The sequence below is a fragment of the Vibrio hangzhouensis genome (assembly GCF_900107935.1).
Lineage (GTDB): Bacteria > Pseudomonadota > Gammaproteobacteria > Enterobacterales > Vibrionaceae > Vibrio > Vibrio hangzhouensis.
This window is the reverse complement of the sequence record NZ_FNVG01000008.1, coordinates 74,273-93,926: the sequence shown is the minus strand read 5'-3', so window position 1 is coordinate 93,926 and position 19,654 is coordinate 74,273. Positions and strand designations below refer to the sequence as shown.

Genomic DNA, 19,654 nt, shown 5'->3' with positions numbered 1-19,654 from the left:
CTGCGTACTAGTTAACTAGTTCGGCGAAAGAAAGTCAACCGAAATTGTGAAAAAATGAAGATAGATTTACATAGCCATACCACAGCCTCTGATGGCCGATTGTCGGTTGCAGAACTCATTGAACGTGCGATGAGTTTTGACGTTAAGGTGCTTGCCATTACCGACCACGATACACTGGATGCGATACCGGAAGCTCAACGTTTCATTCAGGAGCAGTCTTTGCCCATTGAACTGGTTAATGGCATAGAGATTTCTACTGTCTGGCAAAATAAAGACATTCATATTGTTGGCCTTGGTGTTGCGCTGGATTCACCTGAGCTACTTGCTTTAATTGATGACCAACAAGCCAGACGCATTGAACGTTCAGAGTTGATTGCGCACCGATTACAAAAAGCGACGCGTGAAGGGGTGTTGGAAGAGGTCAAACTCATTGCCGGCAACGCGCCCATTACTCGCGCTCATTTTGCAAAGTGGCTGGTCGACAATGGATACGTCAAGAATATGCAGCTAGTGTTTAAGAAGTACATGACCCGCAATAATCCGGGGTATGTGCCGCCCAACTGGTGTTCGATGGGCGAAGCAATAGATGCGATCCATAAAGCGGGTGGTGTGGCGGTATTAGCTCACCCTGGCCGCTACCAGCTCACTGCGAAATGGATCAAGCGACTTTTGACGGCATTTAGTGAAGCAGGAGGAGACGCGATGGAAGTGGCTCAACCGCAACAAAGTCTTCAAGAAAGGCGCAACCTTGCCGATTATGCGATACAATACAATCTATTAGCTTCGCAAGGATCTGATTTTCACTATCCTTCTCCTTGGATGGAGCTGGGTCGAAATTTGTGGCTTCCATCAGGCGTAACGCCAGTGTGGGACCGCCTTTCACTACAGACTGCAACGACACTAGGCGGCTCCGGGTCGACGGATGCTAATCCAGATTGTGGAGACGTTGCACCTTAGTATTCAATGTATTGCTCTTGACGTCGAACAACAAGGAAGGTTGTACCGAGAGCATCCTAAGTTTGAAGGAATAACAATGAGCCAATTTTTTTATGTTCACCCAGAGAACCCACAAGCTCGCCTGATCACTCAGGCGGTGGCCATCGTGCGCAATGGTGGTGTGATCATCTATCCTACGGACTCTGGCTATGCCCTCGGGTGCCAGTTAGAAAACAAGCAAGCGTTAGAACGAATCTGTCAGATCCGTCGTTTAGATGACAAGCATAATTTCACCTTGTTGTGTCGCGATCTCTCTGAGTTGTCATTGTACGCTCGTGTGGACAACACGGCTTTCCGTTTGCTTAAGAACAATACTCCTGGTCCTTACACCTTTATTTTCAAAGGGACTAAAGAAGTGCCGCGTCGTCTGATGAATCCAAAGCGTAAGACGATTGGTATTCGTGTACCTGATAACCAAATTGCGCTGGATCTGCTGGAAGCACTGGGTGAGCCTTTGATGTCCACCTCGTTGATTTTACCGGGCAGTGATGTCACAGAGTCTGATCCAGAAGAAATCAGAGACAAGCTGGAACATGCTGTTGATTGTATCCTCAACGGTGGCTTTCTGGGAGAGCAGCCGACAACGGTCATCGACTTCAGTGATGATGATGCCAAAGTCGTTCGTGTTGGCGCCGGTGACCCTGCACCTTTCGAATAGCATATCCAACGTTTTCTTACTAAATTAACAAAGAAACTTGATGCGTCCGTCCGGTTTCTTTGCGATAATGTGCGACCGCGATTTTTAGGTCGCATTATCTGGTTTCGACGTCTGTGAAGACGACATTATAGGTAGGTAAATGAGCGAAAAATTACAAAAAGTGCTTGCTCGCGCAGGCCACGGTTCTCGTCGTGAACTGGAAACCCTTATCAAAGCTGGGCGCGTGAGTGTGAATGGTCAGGTAGCAAGACTGGGTGAACGTCTGGAAGACGAAAATGCGGTGATTCGTATTGACGGTCATACGGTTTCTGCCAAAGCACAAGAAGAAGTGGTTTGTCGAGTACTGGCCTATTACAAGCCAGAGGGTGAGCTGTGTACCCGTCACGACCCAGAAGGTCGCCGCACAGTATTTGATCGCCTTCCCAAAATCCGTGGCTCTCGTTGGATTTCAGTAGGTCGTCTTGATGCAAATACCTCAGGTTTGCTTCTTTTCACTACTGACGGTGAGCTTGCCAACCGCCTGATGCACCCGAGCCGTCAGGTTGAGCGTGAATACCTGGTTCGCGTATTCGGTGAAATTAACGAAAAGAAAGTACGTAACGTCGTGAATGGCGTTGAACTTGAAGACGGTATGGCTCGTTTCGAAGACGTTGTTTATGCCGGTGGTGAAGGCATGAACCACACGTTTTACGTGGTGATCAACGAAGGTCGTAACCGTGAAGTTCGTCGTTTGTGGGAGTCTCAGGATACCACTGTTAGCCGTCTGAAACGTGTTCGTTACGGTGATATTTACCTGGATAAGAAATTGCCTCGTGGTGGTTGGATGGAACTGACCCTGAAAGAGGTGAACTACCTGCGTGAATTGGTAGAGCTTCGTCCAGAGAAAGAAACGATGCTGGACTTGAGCCAAAATACCTCGCGCCAGCGCGAACGTTCTCGTAGTCAGAAAATCCGCCGAGCGGTACGTCGCCACGAAGAACGCGCTAATGCGCCAAAAGGCCGTAGCAATCAGCAGCGCCGCAGAAAGTCTGCGGGAGAACAGGGTGCTCGTTCTAAGACGCGTCGCTGATGAAATGATTTAAAGGAAAGGCCAGCTCGTTAGCTGGCCTTTTTTGATCCCCAGGTCCGAAAGTGTCGGGCTATCGATACATCGGTGCTTTGTGGAAGTGACTTTCTACCATGCGCTGAGTGACAATGTGTTGCGGATTTGTCATGATTTCACTGGTATTTCCATACTCCACGACATCCCCCTCATGCATTACCATGACTTTGTCGGTGATGTGTTTAATGATGCCAAGGTGCTGTGATACGTAAACAAATGCCACGCCCATCTCTTCCTGAAGCTCAAGAAACAAATTGATGATCTGTGAACGCATAGCCATATCAAGACCGTTCAGGGCTTCATCGGCAACGATAATCGATGGTTGCAAAATCAATGCTCGCGCCAGACACACACGTTGTTTCTGTCCAGTGGCCAACATCTGTGGGTAGAAGTAGGCGTGCTCAGGCAGCAGACCGACTCGAATCAGAGTTTCCTTAACGCGCTTCATCCGGGCTTCGGGAGGCATGTTAGTGTTTCGCTTTAAAGGGCCTTCCAGAATACGGCCAATTTGGATGCGCGGATTCAGCGAAGTGTTTGGATCCTGAAAAATCATTCGAATCAGTTTACAACGAGTCGAATAGTCCCTGTGTTCCAGCAGTTCACCATTTACTCGAATCTCTCCTGAGGTCGGCTCGACCACTCCAGCCAACATTCGCGCCAGCGTCGATTTGCCTGAACCATTTTTTCCTATAAAGCCAATGGTTTGTCCTGCCTCAAGACTAAAGCTAACCGGCTTGACCGCATGCTGCACTTTCTTCTTAAACAGCTTGGAGCGTGTCACAAAGTCCTTCTTCAGGCCAGAGACTTCTAACAATGCACTCATGCTTTTTTCTCCGTATTAAGAGGGAAGTGACAACTGTATTTATGATTCTTCACACGTTTGGCTTGGGGAATTTCCACGCACTGCCGCTGAGCATATGGGCAACGTGGGCCGAGGCGGCAGCCGATTGGCAAATGTTGCAGCGGTGGGATGGAGCCGGGTAGCGACTGAAGCTTCTCTTTGTGAGGAATCCAGTCACCAAAATCTGGCATTGCTTTTAGCAGCGCTACCGTATAAGGGTGTTTTGGCTTGGCCATGATTTTAGCTGTGTCTGCGGATTCTACCGATTGACCACAGTACATTACGGTAATTCGAGTCGCCCACTGAGTGATGGTTGTCAGGTCATGGCCGATAAGAATGATTGTCGTATTGTTTAACTGGTTCATACGACTCAACAGGCGCAGTATCTGCGACTGGGTTATCGGGTCCAAATCGTTGGTCGGTTCATCAGCAATCAGCAGTTTTGGCTTGGCTGCGATAGCCATTGCAATCATGATTTTCTGACATTCACCATCGGTCAGTTCATATGGGTAGCTGTGCATGACCCTAGTATGTTCTTTGATCCCCACTTTGTGCAGTAAAGCGATAGCCTGTTTTTTACGCCACTTAAAGCGTTCCCACCACTTGCCTTCAAAAGAGCGAGAGGGGATGGATTCAATTAACTGCTTACCAACTTCTTCAGAGGGATCAAGACACGTAGTGGGTTCCTGAAAGATCATCGCAACGTCTCGAGCGATCACTCTTCTTCGCTCTCGAGGCGTCAGTTGTAGTAGATCGACATTGCCAAGTCGCATCCGGTCAGCGCTGACACGCCAGTTGTCCTTACAAACGCCAACGATAGCTTTTGCCACCAGACTTTTTCCTGACCCGGATTCTCCTACCAGACCACGGATTTCTCCTTCGTTGATGGTAAAGCTCATTCTGTCAACGGCCTTGACCAGCCCCTGAGGTGTCTCGATTTCGATGGTTAAGTGTCGAATATCTAAAACTGGCATTATTCGATCCCCGCATTAAGTGCGCTTCTGGCGCCCTCACCAACTATATTCACTACCACGACGGTAAACAGAATGGCCAGACCCGGAAGGATAACGGTCCAGGGGGCCAGGTATAAGAGCTCTGCAGCGTCGCCAAGTATCGCACCCCACTCACTGCTCGGTGCTTGAGCACCTAAGCCCAAAAAGCCGAGTGCAGTGATGTCCAGGATCGCAATCGAAAGTGCAAAGGTCAGTTCTGCAGCGATAACCGCCAGGATATTCGGGAAAATAGAATTCCAAAGTAGATAGAAGTCATTCGCGCCATCAAGACGAGCGGCCATGATGTAGTCTTTCTCGACTTCGGTATGAACAGCGACGTAAACCGAGCGAATGAAGCGTGGAATCAATGCCAGGCAGATAGCGAGTAGAATGTTAAATTCCCCGGGGCCTAGAAAAGCAACAAAGATGATTGCCAACAACAGTGACGGAATGGACATGACCGTATCGAGCAAGTGGTTTAATGTACTTGATAGTAAACCTCGGGTCATGCCAGCAAGGATACCAATAAAGCAGCCCACCAGAGCGGCGATAGCCGTAATAATGACTGCAGCGCCAAATGACAGGCGAGAGCCATCGATGATTCGTGAAAGTATGTCACGGCCAAGGTCGTCGGTACCAAAGAAGAAGTCAACAGTACCTTTAGGATCCCAGGATGGCGGTACAAGCAGATAAGAGCTCTGCGCCATTGGGTCGTAGGGCGTCAGGAAAGGCGAAACCAAGGTGATAACGATAATAAACAGCAAACACCATAGGCCAAACATGGATAAGCTATTGGAACGATAGCTACGCCAAAAACGTTCCAATTGAGTCGGAATCTGCTCTTCCTGATAGACATTATCTGACAGCATACCATTCCTTCCTTACCAATGGATTGATCATTGCTCCTAATAAATCCGACAGGATACTTGCGGCCAACACGATGGTAGCGACGACCAGAACGCCTGCCTGAATAGAGGCATAATCCTGAGTCGATAATGCATCGAGCAGCCAACGCCCGATACCAGGCCAGTTAAAGATGGACTCGGTCATGATCGCCAATGTGATCATACTGGACAACTGTACGCCTAGCTTAGGAATGATAGGTGGGATAGCGTTTCGTAACACGTGCTCAATCACGATCTCGTAATTGGATAAACCTTTAATTCGAGCCGCGCGGATGTAGTTCTGGCCCATGACCTCCGTCACAGAGGTTCTCATCATGCGAATAACCTGCATTGTGGGAGAAAGAGCAAGAACCAGACACGGCAAAATCATATGTTCAATGACACTTTGCAATGCCTCTTTACGGTAAGGTCCATCAGACAGTAGGGCGTCGACAAGAGCAAATCCAGTTACATGGTCGATTTCATATAGAAGATCGTATCTTCCAGCAACGGGAAACCACTGATAGTTCAATGAAAAATACATGATCATCAGCAGGGCGATCCAGAATAATGGAGCGGCATAGCCCACCATTGAAGAGAAGGAAATAATGTTATCGAGCCATTTCCCTTTGCGCATGCCCGCAATGGTTCCGGCTGGAATACCAACCACCACCGATATCATAAAGGCGACAAAGCAGAGCTCAAGTGTGGCAGGAAGCACCGCTGCCAGTTCATTGGTGATAGGGATGCCTGCCTTGGTCAAACCAAAATCAAGACGGGATAACTGCCTGACATAGTCTACCCAGCCAGGTAAAAATGCCTGTGTAGTCCATACAGAATTGGGATCGAGTCGCACCAGACTGTAACCAACAAACGTCAGGATAAGCAGTGTAATAATGAACAGGTTTAGCCTGCGTACTGAATACCAGAACATTATTTCAACCTCACGACTTGATCGAATGGTTGAGCATTAAATGGACTGGTTCTGAATCCGGTCAGGCTGTCATTGTGTGCCTGATACTTTTGTCCATGGGCAATAGGTATCACTGGTACCTCTTCGTTAAGAATATTCTGAGCCTGACGGTAAAGATTCAGCCGATAGCGGGGCTCACTTACTTCTAGTGCCAGATCGAGAATAAAGTCAAAGTCATCGTTACACCACATTGAGAGATTAAGACCTTCTCGTTTGGATGTACATGAGAGTAGAGGACGCAGATAGTTGTCTGGGTCACCAGTATTGCCGACCCAACCGGTGAGCAGTAAATCGACAGATTCAATGTTCGCTAGTTCTTGCCTGTCGACGCGATCATCTGTCAGCAGATTCAGCTTAACACCGATGTCCGCCAGATTGGCCTGAATGAGTTCGGCTGTCTTTCGCGGACTTGGGTTGTACACTCGCGGTTCAAGCGGTACCGCCATGGTGAGTTCTAAGCCTTGTTGATAGCCGGCATCGCGGAGTAAGGCCCTGGCGTAATTACGATCATAACGCACCTGAGTTTGGTCTTTCTGATGTGCCCATGAGCTTGGAGGTAACAAACTGTAGGCTTTTTCACCGGTACCAAAATAGACCGCTTCAAGAATGTTGTCGCGATTGATGGCGAGATTCAGCGCTTTACGTACGCGGGGATCACTGAGTGCTTTGTGCTGCGTATTGATGGCCACAAAGGCTACGTTCATCGCCGGTTTCGCCTGCAGGACAATGGAGTCCTCTTCCAGTATCACTGGGATCTGGCTGGAAATCGGCGAGTTCAACACATCGCATTCATTTCGCAACAGTTTTGCCAGTGCACCGGCACCACGGTGCGAGATATCAAAAACCACCTGAGACATTTCGACTGGTCCACGCCAATAGTTTTCATGACGTTTGAGGCGCACCAGATCGGCCACCTGATATTCATCCAGATAGAACGGGCCCGTTCCTACCGGATGCGTGTCGATAGCTAACTTGTGGTCTGAAAACAGCAGTTGTGCGGCGTACTCTGCGGAATAAATTGGCGCATGGGCAGTGGAGATATTGGATAAGAAAGAATTGTCTGGGCGAGTGAGAGTGAACCTCACGGTATGGTCATCAAGAGCTTCTACTTTCTCTACCAGATTGGCAAAATCAATACCCGCAAACCACGGATAGACACTTCCGCCCACCTCGTGAAATGGATTGCCTGAATCAATAATGCGATTGAAGCTAAACACCACGTCTTCCGCAATGAAAGGGCGGGTTGGGGTGAACCACTTGGTGGTCTGAAACTGAACGCCATCTCTGAGTATAAAGGTGTATTCTGTCCCTTCCTCGTTAACGCTCCAATGCTTTGCCAGATTCTGTACCGGTTGATGTGTACCCGGATTCAGCGTCAGCAGCGTATCAAAGAGTTGTGGCGCGATGGATTCGACAGTGATACCACCGTCTACGAGTTGAGGATTGAAGGTACCGGGACGCCCTTGGTCACAGTACACAAACCCATCTTGTCTGACTTTAGAGTGATCCACTTTATCTTCGCACCCTGTTAGGAAAATCAGGCCGCAAAGTCCAAGTGATATATTGAGTAATGCCTTCATAAACACGCTACATTCATTTTAGCGAACGTAATATCTGTATTGAGATCAGGGTAATTTACCACTAAATCGATAGCTAAACCAATAATGACAAACACTTATCACACGATTTGTGCAAATCTATGGTGACTATTTGACCAACCTCAAACCAGTTTATACTTCCGCACTAAGCCCCTTAGCTGATCATAGCTCAAGGACAGCAGCTTGGCTGCACCCCTTTGATTGTATTGAGCTTGTCTGAGTGCCTCATTAATCAACTTTATATTTTGCTCATCCTGCCAGGTTTTAAAGTCTAGCGGGAAGGTGAGCGTTGCCGCGGCATCTGAATTCTGGGCTGTGTGCGTGTTCTCTGCTGGCGTAGCCAGATCTGTGTCTGGGCGTTGTTCATTATCAACCGCATTTCCCGAATGAACCATGGACGGTTGTTCGTCAAACTGATTGTCGAACGGATTGATAATTAGCGATTCGATGGGTGACTCATTGGTTCCTTGCTGATAAACCGCTCGCTCAACCACATTTTTCAGTTCCCTTACGTTACCGGGCCAGTGGTATTCGAAAATACTTTGCCAGGCCTGGTCAGTGAAGCCGACGAAAAAAGGCAGCCCAAGTTCGCGGCACATCTTGATGGCGAAGAATTCCGCCAGTAGCGGGATGTCCTCTTGTCTGTGACGAAGGGGTGGTAAATGAATCACATCAAACGCCAGGCGGTCTAGTAAGTCAGGTCGGAATTTGCCCTGCTTAGCGAGCAAAGGTAGGTTTTCATTTGTTGCACATACTAACCGAACATTGGATTCCAGCGCTTTAGCACCTCCCACGCGTTCATATTGGCCATATTCGATCACGCGCAATAATTTTTCTTGTACGGCGAGTGGCGTCGTGGCCAATTCGTCTAAGAATAATGTGCCATTTTCTGCTCGTTCAAATCGACCCTGATGACGGCCTTTCGCTCCGGTAAAGGCTCCGGATTCATGGCCAAACAGTTCAGAGTCGATCAGTCCTTCACTCAGCGTTGAACAGTTAAGTGATACCAAAGGCTGTTCCCAGCGCTTAGAAAGGTAGTGCAAACGTTGCGCAATCAGTTCTTTGCCTGTACCGCGTTCACCAATGACCAATACTGGACGGTCGATAGGCGCCAGTCTGGACACCTTGTCCAGTACGGCGAGAAAGTTAGGAGATTCTCCAATTAAATTCTGAGCCATAGTGATCCCTCAGCGGTTGGTAAAAATGACCAATTGTTGGCACTAGCATCATAGCACGCTGTAAGATAAATTCGACGTTATTTATTTACCCTTTGAATTTTATAGTAATTTTATGTTGGCACGGTACTTGGATTAGTTAGCGTATCGATGAGAGTTCAGTGGCGAACTCATCCAAACAGGAGATGTATTATGGGTATTTTTTCGCGTTTTGCCGATATCGTAAACTCAAACGTTAGCGCACTGTTAGACAAAGCTGAAGATCCGGAAAAGATGATTCGTCTGATTATTCAGGAGATGGAAGACACGCTGGTTGAAGTGCGTACCAACTCTGCTAAAGCCATTGCAGACAAAAAAGAACTTGCACGTAAAGTCGCAGCCATTGAAGAGCAGATCGTAGAATGGCAACAAAAAGCCACTCTGGCTCTGACTAAGCAGCGTGAAGATCTGGCACGAGCTGCGTTGATAGAGAAACAGAAGCTTGAAAACGTCGTTAAAGGTCTGCACGATGAGCAGATGCTGGTCGAAGAGACCATCGATAAGTTAACGAATGAGATTGCCAAACTGGAATCGAAAATCACAGAGACACGAGCAAAACAGCAAGCTTTGGTGATTCGCTCACAAGCTGCCAGCAATCGACGTGATGTTCAGAAGCATCTTCATACTAGCCGCACCAATGAAGCGATGGCTAAGTTTGAACAGTACTCTCGAAAGATTGACGAACTGGAAGCTGAAGCGGATCTTTATTCTAAGACGGGCAATGCCAAGTCACTTGATCAGGAGTTTGCAGAGCTTCAGGCTCAAGATGAGATTGATAAAGAGCTTGCTAAGTTAAAAGAGCAGATGAACAACGAGAAATAATTCAGACTAGGAGAAAAGTATGTCGACGTTTTTAATTGCGGGTCCACTGATTGTCTTCTTGATTTTTGTTGCACCGCTGTGGCTTTTTCTCCATTACCGCAGCAAGCGAAAGGCAGAAAGCGGACTATCTGAACAGGACTTTCAGAAGCTGCAGAGTCTGTCTCAGCGAGCGGAGAAAATGCAGTCTCGCGTGGATAACTTAGAGCGAATTCTGGATGCTGAATCGCCGAACTGGAGACAAAACTATGACTCATAAAGAGCTGTATAAAGATCCGGTTAATGGCAAGCTCACCGGCGTTTGTGCCGGACTGGCCAATTACTTTGGTGTGGAAGTCTGGTTAATCCGAATTCTGGTCATATCTGCGGCCTTATTGGGAGGCAGTTTTCTGGTATTGCTGGCCTATGTAGCGATGAGCCTGATGTTGGAAAAACAGCCAGATAATTTCGTTGAAGCGATGAAGGCTAAGCAGGAACACTCACTAAAGAGTAAGCCCTGGAAACAGGGCCAAAATGCCAAGGACTTGCTCGATACCTTAGAACGGGACTTTGATTCGATGGAACACAAAGTCAGAGATATTGAAGCTTATGTCACTTCAGAGGCATTCAAGGTTAATCGAGAGTTCAGTAAGTTATAAGGAAAAGGAGGCACTTAGGTGCCTCTACTTGTTTTGGGCGAATATAAACCTCACGATTTGGGAGGTTTAATAAAACTGATTAATAATTAATTGGTTAATGGTAAACATTATTTCTCTCGACTATGTTTTAAAGTACAACTAAAACAGGGTAGTCGCAGAATGAATTTCAAGCTCTTTTTACTGGTCACTATCACCAGTCTTATCAGTGGGTGTGGTAAGGCACCGCCACCAATTCCCGAACCGGAATCCCGTCCAGCCAAATTATTCACAGTCTCAGTCGGCAATAGTAAATTTGAACGTACCTTTCCCGCGACCTCAGAAGCTGGCGACCGAGCGGTATTGGCCTTTAGGGTACCCGGTCAGCTTGAGCAGATAGTGGTCCGTTCTGGTCAACCCGTATCGAAGGGAGACTTGCTCGCTAAATTAAACCCTGATGAATATCAATTGCTCGAGAAGCAAGCCAAAGCCAATTTCCAGCTAGCCGATGTTCAGTATAAGCGTGCATTAAGCCTGAGAAAGGACAAAGTGGTGTCCGAGCAGGACTTTGATCAGGCCAAGGCGAATATGAACTCTGCGCAGGCGAACTGGTCACAAGCCAAAGCGAACCTGAGTTATACCCAATTAGTTGCCCCCTACGATGGCACCATCTCTATCATTCCTGCGGATAATTACGAATACATTCAGGCCAAGGAAGGAGTGATGAACATTCAGACTAATCAATTGCTGAAAGTTATCTTCCAACTGCCAGACATCCTACTGAATCGCTTTCGCTCTAAAGTTCAGGTGGATGCGACCATGGTATTCGATGCGTACCCTTCACGGGAGTTCGAGCTGACCTTTCAGGAAATTGATACCGAGGCCGATCCCAAAACCGGCAGTTATAAAGTGACCATGATTATGGAGCGCCCCAGTGATGTCGGTATTCTACCCGGTATGGCGGGTCAGGTGCGCGTGGTTGCGAGCAGCAGTGGAGCTACTGTGATACCAATATCTGCGCTGTTTATGGAGGGTGACAAGAAGTGTGTGTGGCGCGTTAACATCGATGGCATTGTCGAGAAAGTGGCGTTGGAGCTCAATGAACAAAGACAAGTGCTTTCAGGCTTAGAAGATGGTGACCAAATTGTCATTTCGGGCGTTCAGGGGATCGAGCCGGGAATAAAGGTTCGCGAATGGGTCAAGGAAAGGGGGCTTTAGTATGATGTATCGAGCAATGACTATTTTGGCCCTTACCCTGTTGATGGCGGGTTGCAGCAAACCAGAGGTTGGCGTTAGAGAAGAAGTGCCTAAAGTACGTGTGACACAGCTGGGTACGTCTGAGTTGAAGAGTCGCCTTTACTTCCCGGCTATCGCCAGAGCGGCGGATCGGTCTCATCTCAGTTTCAGAGTGGCGGGGGAAATTCGCACAATCGAACTTAAAGAAGGGGATTTCGTCAAGCAAGGCGATGTATTGGCGGAATTGGAACCAACCGACTATCAATTGGCCGTCGATAATGCACAAGCTCGCTTTAATGTGATTGATAGTCAATATCGACGTTCCAGCCCGTTAGTCAAGAAGGGCTTACTCGCACAGTCTCAATTTGACGAAATTGCAGCTCAGCGCTCCTATGCAAAAGCCGAATTAGAGCTTACCAAGCTGCGATTGTCTTTTACTAAATTGCTAGCTCCGGTGGATGGTGTTATCTCCCGAGTGTCAGCTGAGAGGTTTGAAAATATTCAGATTGGACAGCAAGTGGTGAATATTCATAGTGTTGGTGAAGTCGAAATTGTACTGCAAGTACCTGACAGCTATTCGCTAAATCAACCCAAAAGTCAGGACTTGTCTGTCATCGAGGCTCTTGTAAGGGTGCCTTCAGGAAATGAGTATATTGCTCGTTTAAAGGAATACACGACGGAACCGGATCCGAGCTTAGGAACATTTACCGCTACGTTGGTTCTGCCAATGCCTGAGAACGAATTCATTCTGGATGGGATGGCTGTGGATGTGACCTCGCGAGCGAAGGATATTGGGCTGAATCTTAGTCAGGGAGTCAGTGTGCCAATTGAGGCAGTGTTTAACCAGGATGGTGATGGACTCAATGATAGTGAGAAGTTTGTTTGGGTGGTAAACAGCGACAGTACGGTTTCGAAGCAAAAAGTGACCACAGGAAAAGTATCTCAGTCGACAGTACAAATCGTAGATGGATTAGAGCAAACCCAACAAATCGTCATTGCTGGTATTGCCCGTCTTAGAGATGGTATGACAGTGGAAGTGTTAGCGCAGGAGGCGAAATAATGAGTCAGGAACAACAAAAAATATCGCCTCAATCGGATGATGAAATTACGGGTGTCGCGGCCTATTTTATCCGTAATCGAGTCATCAGCTGGATGGTCTCGCTGATTTTTCTAATCGGTGGTGTGTCGGCATTTTTCGGCTTAGGGCGTTTAGAAGACCCCGCTTTTACTATCAAGGATGCGATGGTAGTCACTTCATACCCTGGAGCTACGCCTCAGCAGGTAGAAGAAGAGGTGACCTATCCCATTGAAAAAGCCATTCAGCAGCTTACTTATGTCGATGAAGTCAATTCCATTTCCAGTCGAGGTCTGTCACAAATCACAGTGACCATGAAAAACAATTATGGTCCGGACGATCTTCCACAGATCTGGGACGAGTTGCGCCGCAAAGTGAATGATGTAAAAGGTTCTCTTCCTCCAGGGGTAAATGAACCTTCTGTTATTGATGACTTTGGTGATGTGTATGGTGTCCTGTTTGCATTGACAGGGGAAGGCTATAACTACAAAGAGCTGTCGGATTACGTGGATTATTTGCGTCGGGAGCTCGAACTGATTGATGGCGTGAGCAAGGTTTCGGTGAGCGGAGAGCAGCAGGAGCAGGTGTTTATTGAGATTTCGATAAAGCGCATCAGTGCTCTGGGTATCTCACCCAGCACCATCTTTAATCTACTCCAGACCCAGAATATTGTGTCTAATGCTGGCGGCACTCGTATTGGTAGCGAGTACATTCGGATTCAGCCAACCGGAGAGTTTACTGACGTTTCGGAGCTTGGTGACTTGATCCTGACTGAAGGCGGCGCACAGGGGCTTATTTACTTAAAAGATGTCGCCGAAATCAAACGTGGCTTTATAGAGATCCCCAACAACATAATTACCTTTAACGGTAATCTGGCATTGAACCTCGGCATCTCATTTGCCTCTGGTGTCAATGTTGTCGAGGTGGGGAACCGCTTATACCGAAGATTGGCAGAACTCAAGTACCAACAACCTGTCGGTATTGAAATTAATGAAGTATACAGCCAGCCGAAAGAAGTTGATAAATCGGTGCGTGGCTTTGTGGTGAGTCTGGGACAGGCCGTTGCCATTGTTATTGTGGTTTTGCTGTTCTTTATGGGGCTGCGTTCGGGGCTGCTGATTGGTCTTATCCTGTTACTCACAGTGTTGGGCACCTTTATCTTCATGCAGTATATGGCGATTGACTTACAGCGTATTTCTCTGGGGGCTCTGGTCATTGCGCTAGGGATGTTGGTTGATAACGCCATTGTGGTGGTTGAAGGGATACTCATAGGCACTCAAAAAGGGCGAACGAGGATGCAAGCCGCGACCGACATCGTGACCCAAACTAAGTGGCCGTTATTGGGAGCCACAGTCATAGCGGTTACCGCCTTCGCACCCATAGGGCTCTCTGAAGACTCAACTGGTGAGTACTGCGGAACGTTATTTTCGGTGCTATTGATTTCTTTGATGCTGAGTTGGTTCACCGCGATTTCTCTGACGCCGTTCTTTGCCGACATTTTCTTCCGAGGACAGAAACAGCCAGAGGGTGACGAGTCGAAAGATCCTTACAATGGATTTGTATTTGTGGCTTATCGGAAGTTCCTCGAGTTTTGTATGCACAGGGCGTGGTTGACTGTCGCGTTCTTGATTGTTGCGTTGGTGGCCTCCCTTTATGGCTTTACCCAAGTGAAGCAATCATTCTTCCCTGCATCGACCACACCCATGTTCCAGGCGGACATCTGGTTGCCTGAGGGGACGGATATCCGCGCGACCAACACCAAACTTAAAGTGATAGAGAACTGGATCTCACAACAACCGGAAACGGACCACATCACAACCACCGCCGGGAAGGGATTACAGCGGTTCATGCTGACGTACTCACCGGAAAAAAGCTATGCGGCTTATGGGGAAATAACCACTCGTGTGAAAAGTTACGACGAGTTAGAAAGTCTGATGGATCGCTTTAGGGCGTATCTTGGTTCGAATTTCCCCGAAATAAACTACAAACTGAAACAGATAGAGTTGGGGCCTGGAGGCGGTGCGAAAATTGAAGCGCGCATTATTGGTTCCGATCCAACTGTACTCAGGACTATAGCGTCACAGGTGATGGACATTATGTATGCCGATCCGGGGGCGCATAATATTCGTCATGACTGGAGAGAACGGACTAAGATCCTGGAGCCCATTTTTAACGAAAGTCAGGCAAGGCGTTACGGCATCACAAAAGCTGATGTCGACGACGTGTTGTTGATGTCGTTTTCTGGCAAATCAGTCGGTTTGTATCGCGATGGAACAACCTTGATGCCAATTGTTGCTCGTCTTCCAGACGAGGAGAGGGTCGATATTCGTAATATCGAAGGTATGATGATCTGGAGCCCTGCGCTTAGTGAGTTCATTCCATTCCAGCAGGTGACGATGGGATATGACACCCGTTGGGAAGACCCTATCATTGTTCGTAAAAATCGCAAGCGTATGCTGACAGTGATGGCTGATCCTGATTTGTTAAGCGAAGAGACTGCCGCCACATTGCAAAAACGTCTGCAACCACAAATAGAAGCGATAGCGTTGCCGCCCGGATACTCGTTGGAGTGGGGAGGTGAATATGAATCATCGGGTGATGCACAGGCGTCCTTGTTCCAGACAATGCCAATGGGTTATCTGTTCATGTTCTTAATTACCATTTTCCTCTTCAATGCAGTTAAAGAGGCGATGATAGTATGGTTGACAGTGCCATTGGCGGTCATTGGCGTGACCACTGGGTTGTTGGTTCTGAATACCCCGTTTGGTTTTATGGCTCTGCTTGGCTTTCTGAGTCTGTCTGGTATGTTATTGAAAAATGGTATCGTGTTGCTGGATCAGATAGAAATAGAAATTCACTCTGGGAAAGAACCTTATCTGGCGGTTGTCGACGCTGCTCTGAGTCGTGTCAGACCAGTATGTATGGCTGCGATAACGACCATTCTGGGTATGATTCCGCTATTACCGGATATCTTCTTCAAGCCTATGGCCGTTACTATCATGTTTGGTTTGGGATTTGCGACCGTACTGACGTTAATTGTTGTGCCAGTCCTGTATCGTATTTTTCATCGGGTGAAACCAATCTGACCTAATGTCAGTTATCATTCCTTTCTTCCTTTGTCGTCCGAGGGAAGAGAGGGGCGTTGTGCTACCATCAGGCTAGCCACTTACGTTGTAAAAGAAAGGAATAGTATGTGTAAACGATGCCCATGGTTGGATGAGACCAAGGCGGATTATGTCGAGTATCACGATAAGGAGTGGGGTGTCCCGGTTCTCGATGATAAGACCATGTTTGAGTATCTGGTATTGGAATCAGCTCAGGCAGGATTGAGTTGGTATACCATCTTGAAACGACGCGAAGGGTATCGCCGGGCATTTGCCAACTTTGATGTAGAAAAAGTGGCAGCGTTTACTGAACAAGATGAGAATCGGCTTAGGGAAGATGCGGGAATCATCCGTAATAAATTGAAAATCAGTGCGACCATCACTAATGCCAGACATTTTATTGAGATTCAGAAAGAGTTTGGCAGCTTTTGTCACTATATTTGGTCCTTTGTCGACCACAAAGTTATTGTGAATTCTTACCAAACGCTTGAACAATATCCGGCGACTTCACCGATCTCCGATGCTTTGAGCAAAGACCTCAAGAAACGTGGATTTAAGTTTGTAGGCTCGACCATTATCTACGCCCACCTGCAGGCTGCTGGCCTTGTGAATGACCACAGTCTGGACTGTAATCGACGTCAGGAAGTGATAGATAGTTATGCTCAACTCGGTCTAGAATATCAGGCGGTGTAAGTCAGTGTTGTAAAGTCAGCTAGAGGACATATGGAAAAGTTTGATTCAATTTACGCAAGAGCGTCAGAACGCAAGGGGGGCGAAAAAGCGCTTGAAGCGATTGTGACGAGACCACTGAGTCGAGATGAGGTCGCATTGATACCGGAAGATCGTTGGTTGTCTGCCTTTACGATGAAAGTGTTTCAAAGTGGCATTTCCTGGAAAGTGGTGAGAAACAAGTGGCCAAACTTTGAGGAACATTTTTTCCAGTTTCGAATTGATCCATTGTTGATGTTGTCAGAAGAGCAGTGGGAAAAAAAAGCGCAGGACCCAAAAATCATCCGTCACTTGACCAAGGTGATGTCGATTCCAGCGAACGCAGCTATGATCCAGGCCGCACGTTATGAACACGACTCTTTTTCTCAGATGGTCGCAGACTGGCCTAGTGACTCGATCATTGATCTCTGGGCACATTTGAAAAAACACGGTGCCAGACTCGGGGGCAATACTGGGCCCTACGCGCTCAGACAAATGGGCGTAGATACTTTTATTCTGTCAAATGATGTGGAAGGCTATTTGAGAAACACCCACATTATCGATTCAGGGCGCGGAACCAAACGAGCGATGACGGCGGCTAACAAGGCATTTATGGACTGGCACCAGCAATCCGGACGTTCTCTGTCGGAGATCAGTCAGATCATTGCCTACGGTTTTGGAGATAATCGAGTGTGAATCAAAAAAGCAGCCAACGGGCTGCTTTTTTTTGTACTGAGATAAGTCTGAACTAGGACTCGAGAATCACGCGAGTATCTTCGCTCAATGCTTCCAGTTCATTGGCGACATCCTCAATCTTCATAGCTGGTGGAATTTTCAACGCCATATTGGCCGTAAACAGGCTCGAGCCAATGCCTCCTCCGCCAGCAATAAATACACGGTGACAATCCATATCCAGAATTCGAATGTCTTGTCCGTCAAGGAACTGAGTGATTTCGTTTACAATTCCTGCTCGGTCATTTGCATCGAGCCGCAATTGAAAGATCTCTTCGTTTTCATGCTTGTGCTGATCAGTATCGGTGATTTGCACCAGCAAATCTGGTTGACCCGTGAAGGCATCTTTGACGGCTTGTGCATTTTGAGTAGGAAGTTCGATTTTAATGACTGCTGCCACATTGTCTTCGATGAAATTCACTTTGCTTACTAGCCATTTCCCACCATTTTCGTGGGTGACTGACGCCAGGTTTTTAATGGTGGCTGGAGTAGCTTGGCCAACAAAGTTGACGATGAATGTACTGCTGCTCATAAGTTTCCCTCCACAGGTATAAAACCGATAACGATTGGAATTGCTAATTTCAGTTTAGTTCCAAATTCAGCTAACCGCATGACAGACTTCAAGTATTTAGCTCATACCTAAGGGGGAGATCAATGAAATGTAATAGACCACACAAAAATAGTGGACTTAACAGCAAAGGAATCAAGGATAGTTGTTTGATATCTGTTGCTATTTCCTCTTCTCATGTCATTCTAACAAAAAAGATAATCAAGGAGAGAGCATGCCTAAAATCGCAATGTTGAGTACCGGAGAAGAAGTATTGTATGGCGATATTGTTGATACGAATGCCGCTTGGCTCAGCCGTGAATTTTATGAGCATGGGTTTTCCATGTACAAGCGTTCCACCGTCGGAGACCAAAAGGCATCACTATTACAGGAAATAGTGATGTTGAGTCTGAATCTGGATGTTGTCATAGTGAACGGTGGACTTGGGCCTACCTCTGATGATCTGACGGCAGAAATTGCTGCAGAAGCCGCTGATGAACAGTTGGTTCTTAATCAGCGCTGGTACGACAATCTGAAAGCATTTTATGCCAAGCGTGGTAAAGAAATGCCAGAGAGCAATATTAAACAGGCCATGCTCCCGGCAAGCGCTACTGTCGTCGATAATCCCATCGGTACGGCATGCGGATTCAAAATGAGGATAAACGGGTGTCTCTTTTATTTCACACCGGGAGTTCCTAGCGAGTTTAAGAAGATGACATTAGAGCAAATTCTTCCGGATTTGCAGGCAGAATTCCCCGCTCAACAGGGAAAGGCATGTCGCCGTTTGTACACCTTTGGGCTCTCCGAGTCGGGCATTGCTGATACTCTCTCTAGTCTGGTGCTTCCGCCAGAATATGAAATGGGGTATCGCTCGTACCTGCCCTTTATAGAAGTGAAATTGTTCGGTCCGGCGGAGGATCTTGAGATGGGGGCTCGCCTCTTAGCCATGGTCGAGAAACTACTACACAGTAATGTGGTGAGTATTGATGAACCAATGCTGGAGCGGATTGGTCACCTAGTGAATTTGTATAAACCGACCATTGCTATCTCGGAACATGCTACCAAGGGGTATTTAGCTTCCTGGCTGCAAGATAATGACAATATCGCACAACATTGCGCGGCAACCTGGGTGCTCGGTAACAGGACTTCCTCACCATTGGACCGCGATAGCGAACGACTGGGCGCAACGTTAGCGTTAGCGGGGGCGACTAAATCCAATTGCAACGCTGATATTGCTATCTCAACCGGTAAGCTAGAGAGCGACGCGTTTTCTGTGGCGATAGCAACGTCGAAAGGGGAATGGGGACAAACCCTGAAACTACAACGAAGTTACAGCACCCAGAGTATCAAAACGGTGATAGCAACAGTGGCAGGAGACATGCTGCGTCGCTATCTGGATAATAAGCCGATGTTTCCTGACTATGGGTTTTTAACTCGATCGGAAGAGATCTTTGTTCCTCAGGATAAGTTAGCCTGATTAATTTGGTGCAAATATTCAACCCTGTGCGTATATATGTTTTAGTTATTTATATATGAAAATTGGATCTAGGTCACAATAAGC

At 47.4% G+C, this 19,654-nt stretch carries 19 protein-coding genes; 12 read left to right on the top strand and 7 right to left on the bottom strand.

From position 1 onward, the window contains the following. Nucleotides 1-54 precede the first annotated feature (54 nt). From rnm to rluB, 3 genes are all read left to right on the top strand, one after another. Nucleotides 55-957, top strand: coding sequence for an RNase RNM (rnm, locus tag C4S60_RS10075; RefSeq protein ID WP_103880220.1), 903 nt, complete (start codon nucleotides 55-57; stop codon nucleotides 955-957). 76 nt (nucleotides 958-1,033) lie between these two features. Continuing rightward, a complete protein-coding gene (locus tag C4S60_RS10070) occupies nucleotides 1,034-1,654 on the top strand; it encodes an L-threonylcarbamoyladenylate synthase (RefSeq protein ID WP_103880219.1) in 621 nt (206 codons plus the stop codon). 139 nt (nucleotides 1,655-1,793) lie between these two features. Continuing rightward, nucleotides 1,794-2,723, top strand: a complete 930-nt coding sequence (gene rluB, locus C4S60_RS10065) for a 23S rRNA pseudouridine(2605) synthase RluB (protein WP_103880218.1) — start codon at nucleotides 1,794-1,796, stop codon at nucleotides 2,721-2,723. Between the two features lie 70 nt (nucleotides 2,724-2,793). Here rluB and C4S60_RS10060 read toward each other — a convergent pair whose 3' ends face one another. The 6 genes from C4S60_RS10060 to pspF all read right to left on the bottom strand — a co-directional run bounded on the left by C4S60_RS10060 (nucleotide 2,794) and on the right by pspF (nucleotide 9,222). Next, nucleotides 2,794-3,579 carry a peptide ABC transporter ATP-binding protein gene (locus tag C4S60_RS10060; RefSeq protein WP_103880217.1) on the bottom strand — a complete coding sequence of 262 codons (786 nt, stop codon included), beginning with the start codon at nucleotides 3,577-3,579 and terminating at the stop codon, nucleotides 2,794-2,796. Further along, nucleotides 3,576-4,571, bottom strand: coding sequence for a peptide ABC transporter ATP-binding protein (locus C4S60_RS10055; protein ID WP_103880216.1), 996 nt, complete (start codon nucleotides 4,569-4,571; stop codon nucleotides 3,576-3,578). Before C4S60_RS10055 ends, C4S60_RS10060 begins: the two co-directional genes overlap by 4 nt. Continuing rightward, a complete protein-coding gene (locus C4S60_RS10050) occupies nucleotides 4,571-5,458 on the bottom strand; it encodes an ABC transporter permease subunit (protein ID WP_103880215.1) in 888 nt (295 codons plus the stop codon). The genes C4S60_RS10055 and C4S60_RS10050 overlap by 1 nt, the downstream gene beginning before the upstream one ends. Further along, on the bottom strand, nucleotides 5,445-6,407 hold the full coding sequence (locus tag C4S60_RS10045) for an ABC transporter permease (protein WP_103880214.1): 963 nt from the start codon (nucleotides 6,405-6,407) through the stop codon (nucleotides 5,445-5,447). Before C4S60_RS10045 ends, C4S60_RS10050 begins: the two co-directional genes overlap by 14 nt. After that, on the bottom strand, nucleotides 6,407-8,026 hold the full coding sequence (locus tag C4S60_RS10040; protein WP_103880213.1) for an ABC transporter substrate-binding protein: 1,620 nt from the start codon (nucleotides 8,024-8,026) through the stop codon (nucleotides 6,407-6,409). The genes C4S60_RS10045 and C4S60_RS10040 overlap by 1 nt, the downstream gene beginning before the upstream one ends. A 140-nt stretch (nucleotides 8,027-8,166) precedes the next feature. After that, nucleotides 8,167-9,222 carry a phage shock protein operon transcriptional activator gene (pspF, locus tag C4S60_RS10035; RefSeq protein WP_103880212.1) on the bottom strand — a complete coding sequence of 352 codons (1,056 nt, stop codon included), beginning with the start codon at nucleotides 9,220-9,222 and terminating at the stop codon, nucleotides 8,167-8,169. 189 nt (nucleotides 9,223-9,411) lie between these two features. Here pspF and pspA point away from each other — a divergent pair, with 189 nt between their 5' ends. The 8 genes from pspA (at nucleotide 9,412) to C4S60_RS09995 (ending at nucleotide 17,510) form a co-directional block, all read left to right on the top strand. Continuing rightward, entirely contained in the window at nucleotides 9,412-10,080 is a 669-nt protein-coding gene (pspA, locus tag C4S60_RS10030; RefSeq protein WP_103880211.1) for a phage shock protein PspA, read from the top strand. 19 nt (nucleotides 10,081-10,099) lie between these two features. Continuing rightward, nucleotides 10,100-10,336 carry an envelope stress response membrane protein PspB gene (gene pspB, locus C4S60_RS10025; RefSeq protein ID WP_103880210.1) on the top strand — a complete coding sequence of 79 codons (237 nt, stop codon included), beginning with the start codon at nucleotides 10,100-10,102 and terminating at the stop codon, nucleotides 10,334-10,336. Then, nucleotides 10,296-10,715, top strand: a complete 420-nt coding sequence (gene pspC / locus C4S60_RS10020; protein ID WP_208623260.1) for an envelope stress response membrane protein PspC — start codon at nucleotides 10,296-10,298, stop codon at nucleotides 10,713-10,715. The genes pspB and pspC overlap by 41 nt, the downstream gene beginning before the upstream one ends. A 159-nt stretch (nucleotides 10,716-10,874) precedes the next feature. Next, on the top strand, nucleotides 10,875-11,909 hold the full coding sequence (locus tag C4S60_RS10015) for an efflux RND transporter periplasmic adaptor subunit (protein WP_103880208.1): 1,035 nt from the start codon (nucleotides 10,875-10,877) through the stop codon (nucleotides 11,907-11,909). A 1-nt stretch (nucleotide 11,910) separates the two neighbouring features. Then, nucleotides 11,911-12,987, top strand: coding sequence for an efflux RND transporter periplasmic adaptor subunit (locus C4S60_RS10010; protein WP_425275118.1), 1,077 nt, complete (start codon nucleotides 11,911-11,913; stop codon nucleotides 12,985-12,987). After that, nucleotides 12,987-16,088: an efflux RND transporter permease subunit gene (locus C4S60_RS10005; RefSeq protein ID WP_103880207.1), complete on the top strand. Its 3,102-nt coding sequence runs from the start codon at nucleotides 12,987-12,989 to the stop codon at nucleotides 16,086-16,088. Before C4S60_RS10010 ends, C4S60_RS10005 begins: the two co-directional genes overlap by 1 nt. A gap of 105 nt (nucleotides 16,089-16,193) precedes the next feature. Continuing rightward, the gene (locus C4S60_RS10000; RefSeq protein WP_103880206.1) at nucleotides 16,194-16,799 is read left to right on the top strand and encodes a DNA-3-methyladenine glycosylase I; all 606 of its coding nucleotides are present in this window, start codon (nucleotides 16,194-16,196) and stop codon (nucleotides 16,797-16,799) included. A 30-nt stretch (nucleotides 16,800-16,829) separates the two neighbouring features. Further along, nucleotides 16,830-17,510, top strand: a complete 681-nt coding sequence (locus tag C4S60_RS09995; RefSeq protein WP_103880205.1) for a DNA-3-methyladenine glycosylase I — start codon at nucleotides 16,830-16,832, stop codon at nucleotides 17,508-17,510. A gap of 52 nt (nucleotides 17,511-17,562) precedes the next feature. Here the strand turns inward: C4S60_RS09995 and C4S60_RS09990 are convergent, their stop codons facing one another. Continuing rightward, nucleotides 17,563-18,078 (bottom strand): glycine cleavage system transcriptional repressor, encoded by a 516-nt coding sequence (locus tag C4S60_RS09990; RefSeq protein WP_103880204.1) that lies wholly within the window; start codon nucleotides 18,076-18,078, stop codon nucleotides 17,563-17,565. Between the two features lie 250 nt (nucleotides 18,079-18,328). Here C4S60_RS09990 and C4S60_RS09985 point away from each other — a divergent pair, with 250 nt between their 5' ends. Beyond that, the gene (locus C4S60_RS09985; protein ID WP_103880203.1) at nucleotides 18,329-19,570 is read left to right on the top strand and encodes a CinA family nicotinamide mononucleotide deamidase-related protein; all 1,242 of its coding nucleotides are present in this window, start codon (nucleotides 18,329-18,331) and stop codon (nucleotides 19,568-19,570) included. Nucleotides 19,571-19,654 lie beyond the last annotated feature (84 nt).

Coding starts and splice junctions, on each gene's coding strand:
- C4S60_RS10015 (WP_103880208.1), top strand. CDS start 10,875: ATGAATTTCAAGCTCTTTTTACTGGTCACTATCACCAGTCTTATCAGT.
- rluB (WP_103880218.1), top strand. CDS start 1,794: ATGAGCGAAAAATTACAAAAAGTGCTTGCTCGCGCAGGCCACGGTTCT.
- C4S60_RS10000 (WP_103880206.1), top strand. CDS start 16,194: ATGTGTAAACGATGCCCATGGTTGGATGAGACCAAGGCGGATTATGTC.
- C4S60_RS10045 (WP_103880214.1), bottom strand. CDS start 6,407: ATGTTCTGGTATTCAGTACGCAGGCTAAACCTGTTCATTATTACACTG.
- C4S60_RS09990 (WP_103880204.1), bottom strand. CDS start 18,078: ATGAGCAGCAGTACATTCATCGTCAACTTTGTTGGCCAAGCTACTCCA.
- pspC (WP_208623260.1), top strand. CDS start 10,296: ATGCTGAATCGCCGAACTGGAGACAAAACTATGACTCATAAAGAGCTG.
- C4S60_RS10050 (WP_103880215.1), bottom strand. CDS start 5,458: ATGCTGTCAGATAATGTCTATCAGGAAGAGCAGATTCCGACTCAATTG.
- rnm (WP_103880220.1), top strand. CDS start 55: ATGAAGATAGATTTACATAGCCATACCACAGCCTCTGATGGCCGATTG.
- pspF (WP_103880212.1), bottom strand. CDS start 9,222: ATGGCTCAGAATTTAATTGGAGAATCTCCTAACTTTCTCGCCGTACTG.
- C4S60_RS10040 (WP_103880213.1), bottom strand. CDS start 8,026: ATGAAGGCATTACTCAATATATCACTTGGACTTTGCGGCCTGATTTTC.
- pspB (WP_103880210.1), top strand. CDS start 10,100: ATGTCGACGTTTTTAATTGCGGGTCCACTGATTGTCTTCTTGATTTTT.
- C4S60_RS10055 (WP_103880216.1), bottom strand. CDS start 4,571: ATGCCAGTTTTAGATATTCGACACTTAACCATCGAAATCGAGACACCT.
- pspA (WP_103880211.1), top strand. CDS start 9,412: ATGGGTATTTTTTCGCGTTTTGCCGATATCGTAAACTCAAACGTTAGC.
- C4S60_RS09985 (WP_103880203.1), top strand. CDS start 18,329: ATGCCTAAAATCGCAATGTTGAGTACCGGAGAAGAAGTATTGTATGGC.
- C4S60_RS10010 (WP_425275118.1), top strand. CDS start 11,911: ATGATGTATCGAGCAATGACTATTTTGGCCCTTACCCTGTTGATGGCG.
- C4S60_RS10060 (WP_103880217.1), bottom strand. CDS start 3,579: ATGAGTGCATTGTTAGAAGTCTCTGGCCTGAAGAAGGACTTTGTGACA.
- C4S60_RS09995 (WP_103880205.1), top strand. CDS start 16,830: ATGGAAAAGTTTGATTCAATTTACGCAAGAGCGTCAGAACGCAAGGGG.
- C4S60_RS10070 (WP_103880219.1), top strand. CDS start 1,034: ATGAGCCAATTTTTTTATGTTCACCCAGAGAACCCACAAGCTCGCCTG.
- C4S60_RS10005 (WP_103880207.1), top strand. CDS start 12,987: ATGAGTCAGGAACAACAAAAAATATCGCCTCAATCGGATGATGAAATT.